The following is a 20110-nucleotide window of genomic DNA, read 5'->3' as shown; positions in this document are numbered from 1 at the left end:
TCAAGCGACTTTCCTCGTTTCGAAGTCCGCGGCGTCGAGCTTGCGAGTGCGCCACCGGTAGCTGGTGACGGTGCCCGGCCAGTTGTTGGTGATCCGCCCGGCCGCGTTGCGGTACCAGCTCGAGCAGAAGTTCCACGGCGTGCGGTCGAGACGCTGCTGCAGCAGGCGATCGAAGCGGGCCTCGACTTCGGGACGAACCTCGAGCACGTGGCCGGGGCGTTCGGCGAGACGCTGGACGGCCTGGCGGATGTAGCGGGCCTGCGATTCGATCATGTAGACGATCGAGCCGACACCGAGGTTGGTATTCGGGCCGTAGATCAGGAACAAGTTCGGATAGCCGGGCATCGTGATGCCCTGATACGCCCGAGCGCCCTGCGACCACTCGTCGGCCAGCTTGCGCCCGCCCCGGCCCGAGATCCGCATGGGCCAGAGGAATTCGGTGCCCTTGAACCCAGTGCCGTAGATGACGGCGTCCACCTCGTGCAGCGCACCGTCGGCGGTGCGCACGCCCTCCGCGGTGATCTCGGTGATCGCGGTGGTCTCCACCGTCACGTTGTGCCGGGTGAGCGCGGGCAGGTAGTCGTTGGAGAATAATGCGCGCTTGCAGCCGGCCGGATAATCCGGGGTCAGCTGGGCCCGCAGACCCGGGTCCGCCACCTGACGCCGCAGATGCCGCAGGCCGATCCGCGTCACCAGCTTGCGGATGACCGGCACGTCGACGATGCCCAGGGAGAGGAACTCGCAGAACAGCCAGAACGCGAAGCGCTCGGTGAGGCGGGTGACCGGCAGCAGCCGGAAGGCGCGATGATGCCACGCTTTGTACTCGACGTCCGGCTTCGGCATGATCCACGCCGCCGAGCGCTGGAACAGCGTCAGATGCGCCACCGAGGGCGCGATCGCGGGTACGAACTGCACCGCGCTGGCGCCCGTGCCGATCACCGCCACCCGCTTGCCGGTCAGGTCGGCCTCGTGATCCCATTCGGCGGAATGGAAGGCCGTGCCGCGGAAGCTCTCCACACCGGGAATGTTCGGCAGCGCGGGCCGGGAGAGCTGCCCGACCGCGGAGATCAGCACATCGCAGGTCAGCTGGGCGCCGTCGGCGGTGCGCACGGTCCACCGTCCCGTGGCGTCGTCGAACTCGGCCTCGGTGACCTCGCTGCGGAAGCGGATCTTGGGCAGCAGGTCGTGATCGCGGGCGATGCCGCGCAGATAGGCGAGGATGTCGGGCTGCTGGGAGAATCGCTTCGGCCAGTCGGTGCGCGGCGCGTAGGAATAGGAATACAGCGGCGAGGGGATGTCGCAGCCCGCGCCCGGATAGGTGTTCTCTCGCCAGACGCCGCCGACGTCCTCGGCCCGCTCCAGGATCGTGAAATCGTGCAGGCCCGCACGCTGCAGTTCCATCGCCATGCCGAGCCCGCCGAATCCGGTGCCGATGATGACGATCGAAGGTGTGCTCATGGCGACAACGCTATGACCTCGACAAAGACCTATGCCAAACACCTGAGGTCAGAAAATCCACACTTTCGGCCAATCGTCGGCCGATCCCTCCCCTCCGGCTCATCCGTGGGCAGGATCACCGCACGCCCGGTGATCTTTCCTTCGTGCAACCGCTGGTAGACCAGCCGCGCCTCGTCCATGGCGAAGGTTTCGACAGTGCACCTCGACCGCACCCGCTCAGGCGAGGTCGAGCGCTTCGCGTAGTTCACCGCCAAAGCCTCGGTGCGGCGCCGTCACGCTGACCTCGAACGGCGACACCCGAAGCCGACCGGGACGGTGCCGCCCAGCGTCCGCGGCAACCGGTACGGGAACTCGCTCTCCGGCCAGGACATCACAGCGACATCGTGGCCGTCACCTACTGGAAGGAGCTCACGTTGTTCACTTGGTTCGATTGCGTGTAGCCGCTCTGCACGTACTCGCAGCTGAACCCGCCGGAACTGTCCCAGGTGATCGGCGTCGACTCGGTGCCGACGTTCGTTATCCAGAGGATGTAGATCTCGTGCCCGGCCTCGTACTCCGAGCTGGTCTGGCCGGGAGCGAGAATGAACAGCGATTTGGGCTTGTCCCATTCTTGCCGGTAGACCGAGACATACATATCCGTGTCGTTGTACAGCTTGTACCAGCCGGGCGAGCTTCGCTCGGCAGGCGCCCCCTCGGTCAGCGATGACAGAGATACGGTCTTTCGCTTGGCGTCCATGCCGGTTCCGGTCATCGGTCGTCTCCCTTCGGATCGTGCACGCGGGGTCCGAGAAATCGGCGCGAACGTCGGTGGATGGCAGTGATTCTCGCGCCGCTTCGCAGCATATGAACGCGCAACGGGGGCTTCCCTCACCTTTTTCGGATGAATTACCGCGTGATTCCGAATCGAGCGGCGGGAGACAACGGCGATCAGGTCACGGCTGATGGAATTCGCTCCGGCGTGGCGCCGATTCTGCTGTACTTGCTCCCGGTGATTCGCCTCGGACGACGACTACGAGATCAGCGCAGCGTCACCGGCGGTGTCGAGCTCGGTAGCGGTGCGCTCACACAGTGAGGACGAGACCATGGTTGAGAAGACTGCCACCACATATCAAATCATCAACTATGAAACCGGCCAAGCACTCGCGGTCGACGGCAGCGCGGACAGTGTGACCATGCAACAACGTGCCGCCGCCGACGACGCCCAACTGTGGACGTGCCCGGCCAATCCCGAAGAGGGCGACTTCGACATCGTCAACAAGAAAACCGGCGGGCACCTCACGGCGAATCGTGCGGATGGGCGGTTGCTGTGCGCCGACGAGCATTGCGGCTGGGACATGCCCGAGTTTCCCGAGATATCCCCGATCGCCACCAGCGACGACGAATTCGTCATCGGCGTCGTCCTGAACAATCAACCACAGTTGCTGATCAATCGAGAAAGCGACCGGGAGAAGTGGATATTCAGAAAAATATGACCGGCGTGGTTTCGCCGCGCCGATCGCGGCTATTCCGTCGCGTTCCGATGGTCGCGAACCGGGCGTAGCCGGGGGCGTTTGGCGGTGCGTCCGTCACCGGAGGAGCGTCCGGTGACCCGGCGTCGTAGCCATGGGCCGAGAAAGGTTGCCGCCCAGCGTAGTTCGTATGCGGCGGCGAAGAGGGCGCCTCGTGGCGCCAGTGGTGGCCGCACGGGGCTGGTCCAGCCGTCGTCGGCGCCCGGCAGGCGCAGCGCGTGCGCCAGAGCGTCGGCTATGCGCTGATGCCCGAGCGGACTGGCGTGCAGCCGGTCGGGGCTCCAGAGACGGGGATCGGTGACCACGGCGTGGCGCGCCGTTTCGGCGACGATGACGCCGTGGCTCGCGGCGGAGTCGCGGATGCGCAGGTTGAGCGCGGTGACGCGGGTGCCGAACGGCCGGGCGAGGGGGGTGATGCGCGCGATGTCAGGGAAGGTCACCGTGGCCACGACCGCGCCCTGCGCGGTGAGCGCGGCGAACATGGCGTCCAGGTGGCCGGCGACCTCGTCGGCGTCGAATCCCGGCCGCAGGAGGTCGTTGACCCCGGCGATGACGGTGGCGAGGTCCGGTCGCAGCGCGAGTGCGGCGTCGAGTTGTTCGGCGTGGACCTGCCGGGCGAGTTTGCCGCGGACCGCGAGATTGGCGTAGTGCAAGTCGGGATTGTCCTGGGTGAGCCGTTCGGCGAGGCGGTCGGCCAAACCGCGCACTCCGATCCGGTCATCGCCGTCGCCGACGCCTTCGGTCTGACTGTCGCCGAGAGCGACATACCGGGAGTAACCGCCGCGGGTCGCGGGTGTGCGAGCGCCGGCACGATGCAACGGCGCCGCGGCGGTCGGCTCGGCGCTGCCCGCCACGGCGTCGTAGTCGCTCATGCTCCGCTCGCCTCACCCTCGAGCTGTGCGGTGGCTTCGGCCTTGATGCGCTCGAACTGCTCGCCCATGCGCGCGGCCAGGGCCTGTGCGGCCGACAGCGGGCGCACCATGACGGTGAAATCGTCGATCTTGCCGTCATCGTCGAAATGCAGGAAGTCACAGCCGGTCAGTTGCTTCCCGTCGACGGTGGCCTCGAAGACGAACGCGTGATCGCGGCCGTCGGCATCGGCGATCTCGCGTACGTAGCGGAAGTCTTCGAAGACCCGGATCACCGCGCGCAGGATCGCGGCGGTGATGGCCTTGCCCGGATAGGGCTTGAACGCCACCGGACTGGTGAACACGACGTCGTCGGCCAGTAGTGCCTCGATGGCGGCCTCATCGCGGGCCTCCACGGCTGCCCGGAAGGGATGCATGTGCACCTCGCATAGTCAAGAAGTTGAATAGGTGAACTGAACAGTAGTTGCGGCTCACGCGGGATGTCTAGGGTTCGCAGGACAACTAATTGATTATTCGCATCCGGTGCTAGCCTGGGTGGATGGCGCTACGTCACGCGGTGTTGGCCGCCCTGTTGGAAGGCGAGGCGTCCGGCTACGACCTGGCCAAGGGGTTCGACGCTTCGGTGGCGAACTTCTGGATGGCCACGCCCCAACAGCTGTACAAGGAACTGGAACGCATGGCGGCCGACGGTCTCATCGAGACCCGGATCGTTCACCAGGAGCGCCGCCCCAACAAGCGCCTGCACTCCATCACCCCCGCCGGACGGGCGGCGCTGCACGAGTTCGTCGCCGAGCCCGCTAAACCCACCGCCATCCGCGACGAGATGATGGTGAAGGTCCAGGGCATGGACGTCGAGGACGCCGCGGCGGTGCGCGCCACGGTGGCCGAGCGCCTGGACTGGTCGAAGGCGAAGCTGGCGCGATACGAACGGCTGCGCACCCGGTTGCTGAAGGGCCGCAGCGAACAGGCGTATCTCGCCGAGGCCGAACGAGTCGGCCCGTATCTCACCCTGCTGCGTGGCATCTCCTTCGAACAGGAGAACGTCCGCTGGGCGGAGTTCGCCCTGTTGGTGATCGACCGGCGGATAGCCGCGCACGCGTAGCGATCCGCGACGACGTCCGGACGCCGGATCGCGCGGCTCAGCGGGCGGCGGCGAGTGCCGCGAGGGTCTCCGCGGAGGTATGCGCGGGCGCCCAGCCGAGCTGCCGCTTCGCGCGGCTGGTGTCCATGACCACGGGAGTGCGGACGATGTGCAGCCATTCGAGCGTGGCGGGCACGAACGGCAGGCGAGCGAGGGCGGCGGACGCGGCGGTGGCGGCGACCGCGGGAACGCGCACCGGCCTGCCGCCCAGCGCGGCGACGACCTCGGACAGGGTGAGGGTGCCATCGCCCGCGATGTTGTAGGCGCCGGGCGGCGCCGCCGCGGTGGCGGCCAGCGCGATGGCGGCGGCCACGTCGTCGTGGTGGACGAGTTGCAGTGGGTGGCCCGGGTCGGGAATCACCGGTTTGAACAGCGGGTTCGAGCGGGCCAGAGTGCGCAGCGGGCCGGGAAGTTTCTCCCATGGCAGGTCGTGCAGAGCCGGCGCTTTCGGTCCGGCCACGATGCACGGCCGCAGCACGAACACCTCGAGACCGGAGCCGGCGGTGATCTCGGCGAGCGCCGCCTCGCACGCGGCCTTCTGCTCGGAGTAGTAGTGCTCGGGCGAGCCATCGGGCGGCACGTCTTCGGTGATGGGGGAGGGATTACGCGGGTGGTAGCCGTAGGCGGCGACCGAGGACGTGTAGACCAGGCGACGGACCCGCTCGGCGGCCACCGTCGCCTCGAAGACATTGCGGGTGCCCGCGAGATTCACCCGCGCGCTCTCCTCCCGCGAGCCCATGATCACGAACGCCAGATGGATCACCACGTCGGCATCCGCGACCAGGGCATCCACGGCGGCTCGGTCGAGGATGTCGCCGCGCCGGTACTCGGTCTTGGTCCACCCGTGTGCCGCAGGGTCGAACGGCCGGCGGGCCATTCCGACGATCCGGTCCACCGCCGGGTCCTGTTCGAGTGCGGAGACGGCGGAGATGCCGATCTCGCCGGTCGGCCCGGTGACGGCGACAGTGATACCCATGCGGCCGGAATTCCCCGGCCGCCGTAAGCGAAACCGTGCTCAGTCGGGTGGTTCGACGGTGCCCGCCTCTTCGTTCACGTCCTCGTTCTCGGGGGTTTCGCGGGCCTCGAAATCGAGGTCGTCAGGGTGGGATGTGTCGGTCTGGTCGCCCAGTTCGGGTGCGTTCTCGTTTCCGGGTTCGGTCACGCCCGTGGGCTACCCATCGGCGTGGACTTCACGCGGAGTGCGCGCCACCGCATGTCCGTCGGGTGCCGTGCCAGGCGCCGGTCCGGTGACGTGGGGGTCACGCTCGGTGTTCCCGGTCGCGTTGCCACTGCTCGATCTCCTGGCCGATGTCGGTGGTGGCGGGCTCGTGGTAGAGCCACTCCCGCGCGAGTCGATGCCAGTTGTTGGTGACGTGGAGCTGGCCGAGCGCGGCGAAGGTGAACAGGTCCGCGCGGCGCGAGAAGACGTGCTCGGCCGGGAGTAGTTGGTGGCGCATACCTCTGAACTCGGCGGCTCGCGGGTCGATGGCGAGTATGACGGCGCCGGTGGCGACCTCGGGCGTGATGGTGATCGGTTCGTCGAGCAGGTGCCATCCCGCGGCGGCCCACACATAATCCAGGCATTCCTGTGTGGTGACTCCCGCGTCCGGATCGATGATGCCGCGTCCGACCCAGGCGTCGTACAGGTCTCGGGCGCGATGTTCACCGGCGGCCCGCAGACACGCGCGCTCGAAGTCCACGTGCACGGGGTCCATGTGGTCGTAGAGCCCGAAATCGACGAACGCCAGCCGGCCGTCGGCGGCGAGCAGGATGTTGCCCGGATGCGGGTCGCCGCAGAACTCGTTGTCGCTGAACAGCGCACTGATGTAGAAGCGGTAGATCAACTCACCGAGGCGATCGCGTTCGTCGGCGGGCAATGATCGAATCCCCTGGAAATCGCCGCCGTCGACGTACTCGGAGACGAGAATGCTTCGCGTGCAGTGCTCTTCGATGCTGTCGGGAACGGTGATGAAGGGATGGTCGCGGTAGCGCATCGCTACCCGGTGCTGGGTCCGTGCTTCGCGCGGGTAGTCGAGTTCGTTGCCGATGTTGCGGGCGATCTCGTCCAGCACGGCGGTGTCGGCCGCGCTCGGCAAAACGGTTTTCCACAGCTTGCCGAGCACTTCCAGATTGCGCATGTCCGCGTGGATCGCCGCGTCAACCCCCGGATATTGCACCTTGACCGCTACGGTGCGTCCGTCGCGTAACCGGGCCCGATACACCTGCCCGATCGACGCCGCGGCGATCGGTGTCTCGTCGAAGTCGGCGAACACGCGCGCCAACGGCCCGAGGTCGTTCTCGATCACCTGCTTCATCGCGGCGAACGGCACTACCGGCGCGCGATCCCGCAGTTCGGCGAGCTTGGTGCGAAACAGCTCACGGTGCGATTCGGGCACGAGGTCGACCTCGAGAACCGACAGCATCTGCCCCAGCTTCATCGCCGCGCCCTTCATGGCGCCGAGCACCGTGACGAGTTGCTGCGCCGTCTGCAGCGTCGAGCGCTCGGCGAGAACCCGCCGGGCTTCCTCGGTTCTGCCGATCATCGACAGCCGGGTCCCGACCCCGCGTACCGCCTGCCCAGCGGCCAGGCCGCCGAGGCGGCCGCTTCTCGCCAGGCGACCTTTGGGTACCCGTCCGGCCACCGCATGCACCTCCATGAGATTCGTGCCGCCGATGCCGCACGTCCGTATTCTTCGCAGCCCGTCCGCCGCTTGTCGACCGGCGACGGGTGCTTCTTCAGGCCGGGCGGCGGGTGCCAGCCGGTACTTCGCTCGGACGGTCGCTGACGGACGAGGCGATGAGCGCCGACCGCAGGTACCACAGGCCTCTGCCGTCGGCGGGGTCGAGGCCGGTGAGCTGCGCGATGCGCCGCAGCCGGTAATCGACGGTGTTCGGATGAACGTGCAGTCGCCGCGCGGTGCGCAAGCGGTGCATGCCGGTGTCGAGATGAGTCCGCAGGGTTTCCAACAGCTCCGGATGGTCCATCAGCGGGGCGAGGTGTGTGCGGAGCTGGTCTCGGCCGACTCCGGGGCGGGTCAGTTGATAGTGCAGCGCCAGCTCGGCGAACCTGTACAGCCCTGGCCCACGTCCCAGTTGTTGCACCGTGTCCAGCAGTTCGTGCGCTTGAACAGCCGCGGCGGAGACCCCGTCGGGACCTGCGGACACGACGCCGGCGGTGACCGGCACTTGCGCGGCGCCGGAGAGTGTCGCGACGACCTTGTCGAGGTCTATGTCGTCCAGGCCGGGATCTCCTGGCCGAGTACAGGGAATGAGGATGGTTCCCCCGTCGACCGAAAGCAGCGACAGTGCTCGGTCATCGAACAGGCCCGCGAGCGCGGCCTGGAGGCGGCGGAGCTTGCGTCGCGCGACGACCTGACTGTCGAGCCGGGGATGGCTTTCGTCGGGATGCGCGGGCACGGCGAGGGCGAGCACGAAATACTCTTCGGCGAGGGGGATCCCGCATTCGCGGGCCATCGCGGAGGTCGCGTGCCCGCCCAGCAGCGCCGAGGTCAGGGTGTGCACCGCGGCGTGGTGTTCGGCGGCGATGGCCTTGTATTCGCGGACGTAGGCTTTGCTGACCGTCGAGGTCAGGAGATTCAGCAACTCCAGTATGGTCGCGGTGCCGGTGGAGATGTCGATGCGATGCGTGGATCCACGGTCGCCGAACAGCAGGCCGAGCCCGAACTTGAACCCCACGTGAACCGCGTGCAGGACGGCGTCGACCGGAATCCCCTCGCGCGCCCATCCCGCTGCCGCGACCTGCAAACAATCGATGCGGTCCGGCACCGCCTGCCCGTCCAATCGGTGGACGGCCCACTGCATGCACGCACGGACCACCTCGGCGACGTCGGCGCCGACCGCGCCACCCGGCAGCGTGCGGCAGGGCGCCGCCGTCTCGGCGACGTGTGCGACCACTTCGCGGGCGAGTCGGTGCACATCGCGCAGCGGCCGGATGACCGGCTGCCCTTCCGGATCGATCGCAGGGTGAGCGATGTCTTCGATGATCACGTGTGCCTCCTCGCCACCGCACATGCGCGGCCGCGTCCATGCTCGAACCGTCCCCGGAGGAGCAATTGTGCTGCGCCTCGGCGTTACCGGTTGTTCACCTCGTCATCAACGGTAATCCGAGTCCTCGATCAGCTACTACTCCGCTTTCGTCGAGCCAACCGATAACCGCAAAACAGCTCTGAACAGGAGAAACTGGAATGCGGCCGCGGACTCGGGAGTGTTCCGGAGCCGAAACATGGTGATCTGCTCACTTTCCCACACCGCACCGGACGTCGTGGACAACTCCGTTGTCCCATCGGTGATGGAGAAGTGCCGGCCCAGTGCGTCCTGGAACGGCAGGCGACCGCGCAATGCCCATGTGCGGCCGTCGGCGAAAATCGTCGCCGTGCCGCGCAGGCATCTGTCACACGGCGGTAACCCTGGCTTCGGCCTCGAGCCATGCGCCGATCATCCGTCCGGTCATCTCGATTGCCGCCGTGCGGGCATGACTGTCCACATCCAGGGCCGACGCGCGCAGGACCGCCGCGAAGCCGGTGTTGATGAAGACGAACGTCATCACGTCGTACTCGTGATCGTCTCCCGGGCCGAGAATTTGGATCAACATCACCTTGACCAGCAGACGCAGCCGCGGCTCGAACTCCGGGATACCACTGCTGTAGAACTGCACTCCACCGACCAGCGCGCGAACCAATTGCGCGTTCGCGACCAGTTCCGCGGTGATCACCTGAAGAATGTCGATGACGATCTGCTGGATCGATTTCTCCGACAAGTTGAACACCTGCTGCGTGAAGCGCCGCTCGATGGTCTCGAGCAGCCGCTCGAGCAACTCCTCGACCAGGACGGCGCGATCGGCGAAGTAGCGGTAGACCGTCCCGATGCTGACACCGGCTTCCGCCGCGATCCGGTTGGTCGAGGTATTGGCGATCCCGCGCTCGCCGAACAACCGCGCGGCCGTATCGAGAATGCGCTCCCTGGTCGCCTTCGCACGCTCCTGTGTCGGACGACGGCGCTGACCGACAGCCTTCGGCGGCATCACGCTCTCCTGCTGATCATGGAAAATGAGCAATGCTCATGTTACTGAGCGTCAGCGCAGTCGTCGGCGTAACGACTAGGTGGATCCACAATCTCCGAAATGCCGCTCAGATCCGGTGGAGCCGCGTCGCGACCCCGGCCGCGCGGAACGCAAAGCGCGGGGTCGCAACGATATCGGCGGCAGGTCACAGATATGGGCGGGTGATCATCTCGATCCCGTGCCCGGCAGGGTCACGGAAGTAGACCCCGCGTCCGCCGTGTTCGGTGTTGGTGGTACCCGGCCGCTGGAAGAACGGGTCGGCCGCGTGTTCGATACCCCGCTCCCGCAGCTTGCCGTAGGCCCGTTCGAACAGCTCGTCGTCGACGAGGAAGGCGTAGTGCTGCATCTGGATGTCCTCGACCGGTGGTTCGGCGAACTGCAGCAGCACCCCGTCCTCGCAGAGCAGGTTGGTGAACACTCCCCACGAAGGGGCTTCGGCGAACTCGAAGAGGTCGCGGAAGAAGGCCGCGGACTCGTGGCGATCCTTCGCCGCGATGATGGTGTGATTGAAGCGTGCGGGCATGATTTCTCCTGTCGTGATCGATCTGTGAAGGGTGTGATCATCACGACGGAGGTGGAGCCCGCGCACCGGCGCGAGGTCCTCGATCGAACAGCCGGTCGGGGCCGTGGACGGCCCGAACGGCGCTCAGAAGAGCGCCGGGTAACCAATCCGTGTGTGGCGCAATGCCGTCCCGGTTGTCATCGCCGCACAGCGTAGCCCATCGGGCGAAGCCGGCCAAGCCGCCGGTTCCGCGGAAGGAGAGCGTGCGGGGTCACTCGCGCAGGAGCGCGGCGATGCCGTCGAGCAGCGCCGCCAGCCCGAATGCGAACACCGATCCGGTCCCGGCGTCCGCGCCACGGTCGTCCGGCGATCCCGCGGCGGCGACCGCCGCCAGGGCGGGAAACCGATCCGGCCCGCCGAATTCGATGAACACGGCTGGATCGAGCACCGGCCCGGTGTGGCCGGCCGTGTCGCGCCCGAGGGCGGGATCGATCTCGAGCCGGGTCACCCCACTGGTGAACGCGCTGACCGATAACAGCGCCTCGGTGACGACCGCCCGGGGCAACCCGCCGTCCAGGAGGGCACGCATGGCGGCCTCGCCCCAGGCGGCTTCATTCGGTCCCATGAACCGATTGCCGGTGCCGACCACCAGCACCCACGGATGGCGCAGATACAGCTCCCTGGTCGCGCCTGCCCATTGTCGCAGCGCCGCTCGCCAGTCGTCGGCAGGCAAGCGGGGCGGATCACCCATCACCGCGTCGAACATCAGCGAGACCAGGTCGTCCTTGCTGGGCACATGCCGGTACAGCGACATGGTCGCCGCGCCCAGCTGCTTGGCGACACGCTGCATCGACAGCGCCCCGATCCCATCCGCGTCCGCCACCTCCACGGCCGCGGTGACGATGCGGTCGAGGGTGAGAGCCGGTTTCGGCCCGCGGCCGGTCGGCCGGTGGCCGGACCACAGCAGCCGTGCCACCGGTGGCAGTTCATCGGTCACAGTCCCTCCTTATTGCGTATGGCATACGCTACGCGTAGTTTGTACGCAGTACTTGTCGTCTCGGCTTCCCGGATGGTCCACCATGGGTGTTTCGACCCGCCACTCGCCTCCCGTTCCCCCGCCGCCCCGCAGAACCTGGTGGCAGCGACCGTGGACCGGACCGCTGCTGGTTCTGGTCTTCGCCTTCGTCGCGTTCTCCTTGCCGCCCTATCTCACCTTCGACCGGTCGCTGTCCCGAGTCCCCGACCCCGGCTTCGCGCTGCACTACCCCCTGCTGGTGGCCCATGTCGTCTGCGGTTCGGTGGCGATCCTGGTCTGTGGCTTTCAGGTGTGGCCGTGGTTTCGCCGAACCTATCCGGGGCTGCACCGCGGCCTGGGCCGCGTCTATGTCGTCGCCGGGGTACTGCCGGCCGGGCTGACCGGTCTGGTGATCGGCGCGACGAGCCCGTTCGGACTCGTCGCCCGGGTCAGCAACGTGATGCTGTCGGTCCTGTGGCTGCTCACTACGATCGCCGGCTGGCGGATGGCCCGCCGCCGTCGATTCGGCGACCACCGCCGGTGGATGATCCGTAGCTTCGCGCTGACCCTGTCGATCGTGCTCAACCGCGTCCTGGGGGCGATTCTGTTCCTCGTGCTGGATCCCCGCCTCGACACGACCTTCCACGGTGACGAGACACTGCTCGTCCAGACCATCGCCGGCATCGGCACCTGGCTGGGATGGACGCTGTCGCTGCTGATCGCACAGTGGTGGCTGGAGCGGCGGCCCCGACCGGTGAGTCAGCCGCGATGACCCTGGACCGGTTGGGGCTGACCCCCGGCCAGGAGTGGGTGTACCGGTGGCTGCTCCAAGAGCGCAACCGCACGGCGGCGCCCGCACGGCAAGCCGGCGGGGACCGCCGAATTCCTGCCCGGCGGTGCGGAATCCGGGCGGTGCGTCCAGTATTGCCGGCCCGGGAACCGGATGAGTTGCTGTCGATCCAGGCCGATCCACGCCACAGCCCCTTCTGGCGCACACGGGCCGGATACGAGCGTCAGCTCGCGGCCGGTCTGCGCAGCCGGGTGATCTTCCCGATCGATGCCATGGAAGATCCCGCCCGGGTGGCGTACGCCCGGCGCCGCCACGCGCTCGGCGATCTGCAGCTTGGCGCGGTTGCTCGTCGGCGTCTCCGACCGGACGTGGGCGCTCGCGCACGACGTCGCCGAACAGGGCACGAAAGGTAAACGGGCGCGAACGATTCCGCTCATCGCGGAGATACAGCCGGTGATCCTGCGCGATCTGGGCTTCATCGTTCGACTAGTCGGCGACTGCCGGGCGCGTAGATCCCCGCCGATCCGGATGAACGGCCTCGGGTTCATGCTCACCGCTGTGTGTCGAGGTTTGGCGTCATACTTTGAAGTACTACGCGGCAACGTAGGCCAAGTGGCTGAACAGTTCAGCGTAGGGTTGCTGAGGGCGGCCCTTGCCCTGCCGGGCTGCGTCACTTCGATCCGCATGGCGGTGGTCGTCGGTTGGCAACCCGATGTGCACGCAGCAGTGTCGAGATCACCTCCATCGCAATTGTCGACACCGCGGTTGCGGTGGAATGAGTTTGCTCCAGAAGTCGTGGCGTACTGCGTCCCACAACTTGGCCATTTCCGGAAGGAGTTCTCGTGCTTGTGCGAGATCCGGAAAGTCCTCGGGGCCGAAGGATACGATCGGCGTGGCACTGGATGTTTCATGGACTGCGACGATGGAGATCAGGTGGTTCTGAAACGGTCGCCATGTCGCACGCAATCCGCCAGCTTCGGTTCGTCGCATATCATCCATTTCTGTTTCCAACCCGTTGACTTCGAGAGCGATTCCGACCGTTGTCGCGGTCGAGTTTCCGCTGATTCTGTGGCGCGATTGCCATCGGCCGGCGGCGGTGCGGTAACGGGGGAGAAAACGCAAAATCTCCTCGTCCGCAAATCGTAGGCGTACCGGATCGTGGAATCCTTCGATCGGTGGCGCCTCCAGCGCGGGCGACACCGTTCTGCGGCGGGAACGGTAGACGCTGATCGGCGGGAGTAATTCCGCACCCGCCCACCCGCACCTGCTTACGTTCGGTAAGTGCGGGCAACCAATGCCGAACGCAGATGCCACAGCCCGCACGCCATGGTGGGATCGAATCCGGTGAGCTGACCGATCCGCTTGAGCCGGTAGTCAACGGTGTTGGTGTGTACGTGCAGTAGCCGCGCAGTGCGCTGGCGGTTCAGGTTGTGCGCGATATGGACCTGCAAGGTCTCCAGCAGTTCGGGATGCTCGTCCAGTGGATCGAGCAGCGACCCGAGATGCTCACGGGCGGCACCGGGGCGGGTGAGCTGGTATTCCAGGGCCAGATCGGCGAAGTGATACAGGTCGGGCACCGACCGCAATCGGGTGACCATGTCGAGTAGTTCGTGGGCTTGATCGGCGGCGGTGGGCACAGCGTCGGTGGTGGCGGTGACCGCTGCGGCGGTGATGGGCACGCGGCCTGCCCGCGACAGATGCCCGATCAGGTCCTTCAAGGCGCCCTTGGTGATGTGATCGGCGGGAATGAGCAGGGTGCCGCCGTCGATCGACAGCAGCGACAGCACTGTGTCGTCGCAGCGGGTAGCCAGTTCCGCCTGCACGCGCCGGAGTTTGCGGCGGGCAACGACTTTCGCGTCCAGCATCGGGTTGGACTCGTCCGGGTGGGGCGGAATGGCGAGGGCTATTACGCGATAGCGGTCGGAGATGTCGATGCCACACTCGCGGGCCATGGTGGAGGTGGGGTGCCCCCCGAGCAGCGCCGAGGTGAGCGTGTGCACCGCGGTGTGGTGCTCCGACACGACCGCGCGCAGTTCGCGCACATAGGCCGTCGAGACCGCCGTGGTCATGGTGTCGAGCATTTCGACGACGAGTTTGGCGCCGTCGAGGATGCTTTGATAGTCGGCCAGGCTGGGAGTGAGCATCGGCTCGGTGTCGGCCGAGGCGGAGGCCCGCTGCCGGGCCGAGGTGGCGGACACCACCAGGTCGAAGCCGATCTTGAAGCCCTCGTGGATGGCGTGGTGAATGGTACCAATGGGCACGCCCTCGCGAGCCCACTGGGCTGCGGCGTCCTCGAGCTGTTCGGTCTTCTCCGGAATGTTGCTGCCGTCCAGAATGCTGATTGCCAGTTCTAAGCACACGCGGGTGATGACGGTGATGTCGCCGTGGATCGCGTCACCGGGCAAGGTGCCGCAGGGGGCAACGGTTTCGACGAAATGGCCAACCATCTGTCGCGATAGGGCGCGCACGTCTTTCAACGGCAAAGACATGGGCTGGCCGGATACAGTGAGCCCTTGCCGGCGCGGGGAGGTGACAGGCATAGCCGAACTTCCTTTCACCCCCGTGAACTGCACTATTGCTCCAGAATAGCCAGGGTAAGATTCAGAGGGACGGTTTACTTCGAGTAACGTGAATTTCGGGAGGGGCGATCAGCAAGCGATAGTGATAGTTCACAATGACGGTCGGCTGGAGCCTCGACCTGATTTGCCGAGAGGATGGTGAGCCGCGCAGCGCACCTAGCGGCCGTGCGCTCGCCTGCCGCCGGCGACGCACGGCATGGGTGGATCACCCGTAGGCGATCTTCTCCAGTAGATCCAGCGCTTCGTGCACCTTGTTCAGTTCGCCGGACGGCGAGCTCTCCGAGAGAACCCGCGCGAGAGTATCGTTCGGTGCCCCTTGTTGTCCGCGCGCCCAAGCCAGGCCGTCGTCGGTGAGCATCAGGTTCACGCGGCGTCCGTCGATCGGGTCGCGTACGCCGACGATCAGCCCTTGATCTCGTAACCCGTCGATGACATTGCGCATCGTCTGCGGGCGCAACATCTCCAGGCGAGCCAGATCGACCGCGGCCATGGCTCCGCATCGATGCAAGCGTCCCAGCACCGCCCACTGCGTCGCGGACAATCGACACTCACTCGGATCCCTCCGGATGCGGCGCAAAATCACGGTCAATGCAATGCGCAGGCGCGCCGCCGTGGCGGCCAGTGCCGTGGCATCCGCGGCATCAACGGCCAAAATGCAACTCCTAACTCACCTGACCGGAAGCGATTTGTGGGTGGCGTTCGGCCTAGACACCGTCTGCCTGGTGCTTGGTCGCGTCGAGGGCCGATGCGCCGCCCAGGCGGCCCTCGACGCGCTCGGTGACCGTGCCGGTGTTCGGGCTTGTTCGCCTGATCGCCGCGCCGATCCGGCTCTTCGGCAACCGGATCGGCGAGGGCTGGTGTCCAACGCGCGCGGTCTCCGGTGCGTCCTGCCTGCAGCCGCTCAGCCTGCCGCCGGATCGATCTTGCTGTGCAGGCTGCGCGGCGGTGACGGCTTCGAACCGGAAAGCGCGCCGTGGTGCTCACCATGAACCATGTCGGCACCGCCGCGTGCCACTCGAGCTAGCCGACTACAGGCAGAAGCTCAGCTCGACAGGGCCCACCGGGATGGGTACGCACACCTCCACCGAGCCCGCGACCGGGGTGGCTGCGGAGGTATCTGCCGAGGCCGTGCCGACGCCGAGGGCGGTGGCGGACAGCGCGAATGCGACGACGGCGAGTGGGCGGATAATTCTCGAGTTCATACAGTCATCCTCAGTCGTGTTCATGGAGAAATTTCCCGGGTTCGGGACGGAGCGATCAGATCACGAACTCGATGGTCGTTGCACGTCGTTTTCCAGACTTTGGATTTCTAGATCAACTATTTCCGCAGTCGTCGTAGATCATCACAGCAAGCAGTGGCACCAATACTAACTGTGACCCGAATGTACACAACAGTTATGTCCATTGCTTGTGATATTTCGTCACCGACATCGAATATGCCGACGTCGACCGATGGCCCGCCGTGCTACGCCCGGTGCCTTGCTATCAGGCGAACCTTCTGCACAGCGGCGTGCGCACCGTCACATGAAAACTAATTTCTGAAACCGACTTTTGCCGTGGCGCGTTGTGACGTCGAGGAAGACGCTGCCCCTCGGAATAGCGCCGGTCACAAATTTTTGTTCGGCCGGTTCTTCGCTGCACTTTTGCCTTACGTTGGTATTGGAAAACTCCTTATGCCGGAGAGGCTGCCGGACACTGGTATCTCGGAACCGTCGTCCCGCAGCTTCGTTCGATGCCTGGAGAACATGTTCGACCGACCGGACCGGCCCGTGGGCCTGGTGAAGGAGAAATATGTCCACCGACACCGATGCGACCCCTATATCGGCCGCTTCATCGGGGAGCCCCTGGTTCGACCGGCTTTCGTCGATCTCCCGCCATGATCTGCCCGCCTCGATCGTGGTGTTCCTTGTCGCCCTGCCGTTGTCGCTGGGCATTGCCATCGCCTCGGACGCCCCTATTGCCGCCGGTCTGATCGCCGCCGCTGTGGGTGGCATCGTGGTGGGCCTTCTCGGTGGGAGCCCGCTGCAGGTCAGCGGTCCGGCGGCAGGCCTCACCGTGGTCGTCGCCGAGACGATCCACCAGTTCGGCTGGAAGACAACCTGTTTCATTACCGCTGCGGCCGGCCTGTTGCAGATCTTGTTCGGTTTGAGCCGGATCGCGCGTGCCGCGCTGCTGATTGCGCCGGTCCTCGTGCATGCCATGCTCGCCGGTATCGGTGTCACCATCGCGCTGCAGCAGGTGCACGTGCTGCTGGGCGGTGCGTCGCGCAGCTCGGCCTTCGAGAACATCACCGAACTCCCCGGTCAGCTGCTGAACGCGCACGGTGACGACTTCGTCATCGGCGTGATGGTCATCGGCATCATTGTCGCCTGGCGCCGGGTACCCGTGAAGGTTCGCCTGATCTCGGGCCCATTGGTGGCGGTGCTGATGACTACGGTGCTGTCGCTAGTGCTTCCTGGCGATCCGGGCCGCATCAAGATCGACAGCTCGCTGTTCGACGCCATCGGCCTGCCCGCCCTGCCCAGCGGCAATTGGGGCGGGGCGGTGTCGGCGGTGCTCACCATCGCCTTGATCGCCAGCGTGGAGAGCCTGCTGTCGGCGGTGGCCGTGGACAAGCTGCACACTGGCAGGCGTACCGACTTCGACCGCGAGCTGGTGGCTCAGGGCGCGGCCAACATGACCTCCGGCATGCTCGGTGGACTTCCGGTCACGGGCGTGATCGTGCGCAGCTCCACCAACGTGGCCGCCGGTGCGCGCACCCAGTCCTCGGCGATTCTGCACGGCGTGTGGATTCTGGTGTTCTCCATCGCGCTCGTCGGCGTCGTGCAGCAGGTCCCGAAATCGGCGCTGGCCGGGTTGCTCGTCGTGGTGGGGGTCCAGCTGGTGAAGCTGGCCCATATCCGGCTTGCCCATCGCACCGGCGACCTGGCGGTATACGCGGTGACCATGGGCGGAGTGGTGTTTCTGAACCTGCTCGAGGGCGTGCTGATCGGCCTGGCTATGGCGTTCGCGATGCTGCTGTGGCGAGTGGTGAAGGTATCGGTGCAAGTCACACCGGTGGCGGGCACCGACCGCTGGATCGTCCGCGTCGAGGGCACGTGCACGTTCCTGGCACTGCCGAAGCTGACCAAGAAGCTGGCCATGGCGCCGACCGGTACCGACGTACTTGTCGAGCTGACCGTCGACTTCCTCGACCACGCCGGCTACGAGGCCATCCACGATTGGGCCCGCCAGCACGAAAGCGCCGGTGGAAAGGTGGAATTCGCCGAGATCGGTACCGTGCGCATGGAACATGCCAGGACCGGCCCGCCTCGGCGCGGCCGGGCGCGCGGGATGCTCGACGAGGTGCTCGTTCCGTGGCGCGACCGAAACGGCGACGCGGTCGCCGCCGGCGTGGTCGCCTACCATCGCAGCCACGCCCACGTGATCCGGCCGCACCTGGACCAGCTGCGTGACCGGCAAGATCCGCACTCACTGTTTCTCACCTGTGCCGACTCGCGCATCGTGCCCAATGTGATCACCAACAGCGGTCCTGGTGACCTGTTCACCGTTCGCAACGTCGGCAACCTGCACCCCGCGGACGGATCGGACGCGTCGGTCGAGGCGGCCCTGTCCTTCGCGGTGGACAACTTGAAGGTGCGCAACGTGGTGGTGTGCGGCCATTCCTCCTGCGGTGCCATGAAGGCCCTGCTGGCCGACGCCTCCGCCGGACCGGGACTGGACACCTGGCTCGCCCATGCCCGCCCGAGCCTGGATGCCTACCGCGCCGGGCACCCGGTGCGGGCGGCCGCGGCGGCCGCCGGTTATGACGAAACCGCACAGCTGAGCATGGTCAACGTCGCCGTTCAGCTCGAGATCCTGCAACGCCACCCGGTGATCTGTCGGGCCGCCGCTGCCCGAAGCCTGACGGTATCGGGCCTGTTCTTCGACATCTCCACCGCCTGCATGCTCGAGGTCACCGCCGACGGCGTCAGCGAATTCACTGACCAGGTCGCCGAGCCTGCCATGGTGACCGGTCGGGGGCGAGTTCGCCGGTCCGTCCGATGAACTCGCGCCCATGGTGGTGGCAACGTCATCCGGACCACACGTCGACAGCCGAATTGCGGCGTACGCCGCTGCAAGGGTGAGCCCAACCGATACGGCGGTGCTCCGGCCAACGCTCCTGGTCGGGTCTTCCTCCGTCATCGCATCGCTTCCGCGGTTTCCTGGCGGTGCCCTTCGGAGTCCGGGCTGGACTCCCATGCGTGACCATCTCCCTAGGTTGTGTCTCCCAATGACTTGAGCCATTCGACTATCAGGGCCAGGACGACTCCGGCGCGGTAGGTGATGGCCAACTTGTCATACCGGGTGGCCACCGCACGCCAGTGTTTGGCCTTGTTGAAGGCACGTTCGATGACGTTGCGCCGTTTGTAGGTTTCCCGATCGAAATCAGGTGCCCGCCCACCACGGCGGCCTCTGCGTTTGCGGTGGGCGAGCTGGTCGGATCGTTCGGGAATGACGGTGCGGATACGTTTGCGCCGCAGCAAGGCGCGGTTGGCGGCCGAGGAGTACGCCTTGTCGGCGATCACTACCTGCGGGTTGCGCCGTGGCGGACCGCCGTCGAGGCGGGGCACCGCCACCGCCTCCAATAACGGCGCGAGCATCGGTGCATCGCCGACCTGGCCGGGTGTGAGCAGCACCGCCAGGCCACGGCCATGACCATCGGCGACCAGATGGACCTTGCTCGTCAAACCGCCGTGAACGCCCTATCGCGTGATCAGCAGGTTCATAAACCCGACACCGAGTCGTGCCTGGCGCCCGCGCCGTGCTGGTGCACCCGCACGATCGTGGAGTCGATCGAGGCCACCCAGTCCAGATCACCAGTGGTATCGGCCAACGCCAGCAGCGCGGTCAGCACCCGATCCCATGTGCCGTCCGCGGCATAGCGCCGATGCCGCTTCCACACCGTCTGCCACGGCCCGAACTCCCGCGGCAGGTCCCGCCACGGCGAACTCGTCCGCAACCGGTACAGCATCCCCTCCACCACCAGCCGGTTGTTGGCGAAGTTACGACCCACCCGCCCTTCGGATTTCGGCAACAGCAGCTCCAGCAACTCCCACTGCTTGTCCGTCAACACCTGATACCGATCAACCGCCAGCCTCGACACAGCGGACATGATGCACCACCGA

20 protein-coding genes and 1 pseudogene are annotated in these 20110 nt (G+C 66.4%); 6 read left to right on the top strand and 15 right to left on the bottom strand.

Features of this window, described 5'->3' with window-relative positions; all coding sequences use genetic code 11:
- Positions 1–1458, bottom strand: a complete 1458-nt coding sequence (locus tag NA8_RS22260; RefSeq protein ID WP_063052289.1) for a flavin-containing monooxygenase — start codon at positions 1456–1458, stop codon at positions 1–3.
- A gap of 394 nt (positions 1459–1852) precedes the next feature.
- Positions 1853–2209, bottom strand: coding sequence for a hypothetical protein (locus NA8_RS22250; protein WP_063052287.1), 357 nt, complete (start codon positions 2207–2209; stop codon positions 1853–1855).
- A 129-nt stretch (positions 2210–2338) separates the two neighbouring features.
- Here NA8_RS22250 and NA8_RS22245 point away from each other — a divergent pair, with 129 nt between their 5' ends.
- Together NA8_RS22245 and NA8_RS22240 are read left to right on the top strand one after the other, a co-directional pair.
- A complete protein-coding gene (locus NA8_RS22245; RefSeq protein WP_063052286.1) occupies positions 2339–2530 on the top strand; it encodes a hypothetical protein in 192 nt (63 codons plus the stop codon).
- Between the two features lie 10 nt (positions 2531–2540).
- The gene (locus NA8_RS22240) at positions 2541–2930 is read left to right on the top strand and encodes an RICIN domain-containing protein (RefSeq protein ID WP_063052285.1); all 390 of its coding nucleotides are present in this window, start codon (positions 2541–2543) and stop codon (positions 2928–2930) included.
- A 29-nt stretch (positions 2931–2959) separates the two neighbouring features.
- Here NA8_RS22240 and NA8_RS22235 read toward each other — a convergent pair whose 3' ends face one another.
- Both NA8_RS22235 and NA8_RS22230 read right to left on the bottom strand, forming a co-directional pair.
- Positions 2960–3838 (bottom strand): SGNH/GDSL hydrolase family protein, encoded by an 879-nt coding sequence (locus NA8_RS22235; protein ID WP_084467001.1) that lies wholly within the window; start codon positions 3836–3838, stop codon positions 2960–2962.
- Positions 3835–4251, bottom strand: coding sequence for a nuclear transport factor 2 family protein (locus NA8_RS22230; RefSeq protein WP_063052284.1), 417 nt, complete (start codon positions 4249–4251; stop codon positions 3835–3837). The genes NA8_RS22235 and NA8_RS22230 overlap by 4 nt, the downstream gene beginning before the upstream one ends.
- A 122-nt stretch (positions 4252–4373) precedes the next feature.
- On the opposite strand from NA8_RS22230, the gene NA8_RS22225 reads away from it, so the two are divergent.
- Positions 4374–4937, top strand: coding sequence for a PadR family transcriptional regulator (locus NA8_RS22225; RefSeq protein ID WP_063052283.1), 564 nt, complete (start codon positions 4374–4376; stop codon positions 4935–4937).
- Between the two features lie 37 nt (positions 4938–4974).
- Here NA8_RS22225 and NA8_RS22220 read toward each other — a convergent pair whose 3' ends face one another.
- The 7 genes from NA8_RS22220 to NA8_RS22190 all read right to left on the bottom strand — a co-directional run bounded on the left by NA8_RS22220 (position 4975) and on the right by NA8_RS22190 (position 11555).
- Positions 4975–5952, bottom strand: a complete 978-nt coding sequence (locus tag NA8_RS22220; protein ID WP_063052282.1) for an NAD-dependent epimerase/dehydratase family protein — start codon at positions 5950–5952, stop codon at positions 4975–4977.
- Positions 5953–5991: 39 nt separating this feature from the next.
- Positions 5992–6138 carry a hypothetical protein gene (locus NA8_RS33945; protein ID WP_157106846.1) on the bottom strand — a complete coding sequence of 49 codons (147 nt, stop codon included), beginning with the start codon at positions 6136–6138 and terminating at the stop codon, positions 5992–5994.
- A 97-nt stretch (positions 6139–6235) separates the two neighbouring features.
- Complete coding sequence (locus NA8_RS22215) at positions 6236–7618, bottom strand: ABC1 kinase family protein (protein ID WP_063052347.1); 1383 nt, start codon at positions 7616–7618, stop codon at positions 6236–6238.
- 94 nt (positions 7619–7712) lie between these two features.
- Positions 7713–8984 carry a PucR family transcriptional regulator gene (locus NA8_RS22210; protein WP_245663948.1) on the bottom strand — a complete coding sequence of 424 codons (1272 nt, stop codon included), beginning with the start codon at positions 8982–8984 and terminating at the stop codon, positions 7713–7715.
- A 403-nt stretch (positions 8985–9387) separates the two neighbouring features.
- Positions 9388–10017: a helix-turn-helix domain-containing protein gene (locus NA8_RS22200; RefSeq protein WP_063052345.1), complete on the bottom strand. Its 630-nt coding sequence runs from the start codon at positions 10015–10017 to the stop codon at positions 9388–9390.
- Positions 10018–10201: 184 nt separating this feature from the next.
- On the bottom strand, positions 10202–10579 hold the full coding sequence (locus NA8_RS22195) for a VOC family protein (RefSeq protein WP_063052280.1): 378 nt from the start codon (positions 10577–10579) through the stop codon (positions 10202–10204).
- Between the two features lie 250 nt (positions 10580–10829).
- Positions 10830–11555, bottom strand: a complete 726-nt coding sequence (locus tag NA8_RS22190; protein ID WP_084466999.1) for a TetR/AcrR family transcriptional regulator — start codon at positions 11553–11555, stop codon at positions 10830–10832.
- 82 nt (positions 11556–11637) lie between these two features.
- On the opposite strand from NA8_RS22190, the gene NA8_RS22185 reads away from it, so the two are divergent.
- The gene (locus NA8_RS22185; protein ID WP_084466998.1) at positions 11638–12345 is read left to right on the top strand and encodes a DUF2306 domain-containing protein; all 708 of its coding nucleotides are present in this window, start codon (positions 11638–11640) and stop codon (positions 12343–12345) included.
- Positions 12346–12696: 351 nt separating this feature from the next.
- Positions 12697–13509 carry a hypothetical protein gene (locus NA8_RS33940; protein ID WP_157106844.1) on the top strand — a complete coding sequence of 271 codons (813 nt, stop codon included), beginning with the start codon at positions 12697–12699 and terminating at the stop codon, positions 13507–13509.
- A 122-nt stretch (positions 13510–13631) separates the two neighbouring features.
- Here NA8_RS33940 and NA8_RS22175 read toward each other — a convergent pair whose 3' ends face one another.
- From NA8_RS22175 to NA8_RS34445, 3 genes are all read right to left on the bottom strand, one after another.
- A complete protein-coding gene (locus NA8_RS22175; protein WP_157106843.1) occupies positions 13632–14852 on the bottom strand; it encodes a PucR family transcriptional regulator in 1221 nt (406 codons plus the stop codon).
- Between the two features lie 295 nt (positions 14853–15147).
- Positions 15148–15483 carry a MarR family winged helix-turn-helix transcriptional regulator gene (locus tag NA8_RS33035; protein ID WP_169810542.1) on the bottom strand — a complete coding sequence of 112 codons (336 nt, stop codon included), beginning with the start codon at positions 15481–15483 and terminating at the stop codon, positions 15148–15150.
- Positions 15484–15970: 487 nt separating this feature from the next.
- Positions 15971–16144: a hypothetical protein gene (locus NA8_RS34445; protein WP_169810541.1), complete on the bottom strand. Its 174-nt coding sequence runs from the start codon at positions 16142–16144 to the stop codon at positions 15971–15973.
- Positions 16145–16733: 589 nt separating this feature from the next.
- Between NA8_RS34445 and NA8_RS22160 the strand changes: the two genes are divergently transcribed.
- The gene (locus NA8_RS22160; protein WP_063052274.1) at positions 16734–18989 is read left to right on the top strand and encodes a SulP family inorganic anion transporter; all 2256 of its coding nucleotides are present in this window, start codon (positions 16734–16736) and stop codon (positions 18987–18989) included.
- A 209-nt stretch (positions 18990–19198) separates the two neighbouring features.
- On the opposite strand, the pseudogene NA8_RS33030 reads toward NA8_RS22160, so the two are convergent.
- Positions 19199–20097: pseudogene (locus NA8_RS33030) on the bottom strand (IS5 family transposase).
- Positions 20098–20110 lie beyond the last annotated feature (13 nt).

Origin of the sequence: Nocardia arthritidis NBRC 100137, assembly GCF_001612765.1 — a bacterium.
Classification (GTDB): Bacteria; Actinomycetota; Actinomycetes; order Mycobacteriales; family Mycobacteriaceae; genus Nocardia; species Nocardia arthritidis.
Note: the sequence above shows the minus strand (reverse complement) of the source record. Positions and strands in the feature narration are given on the sequence as shown.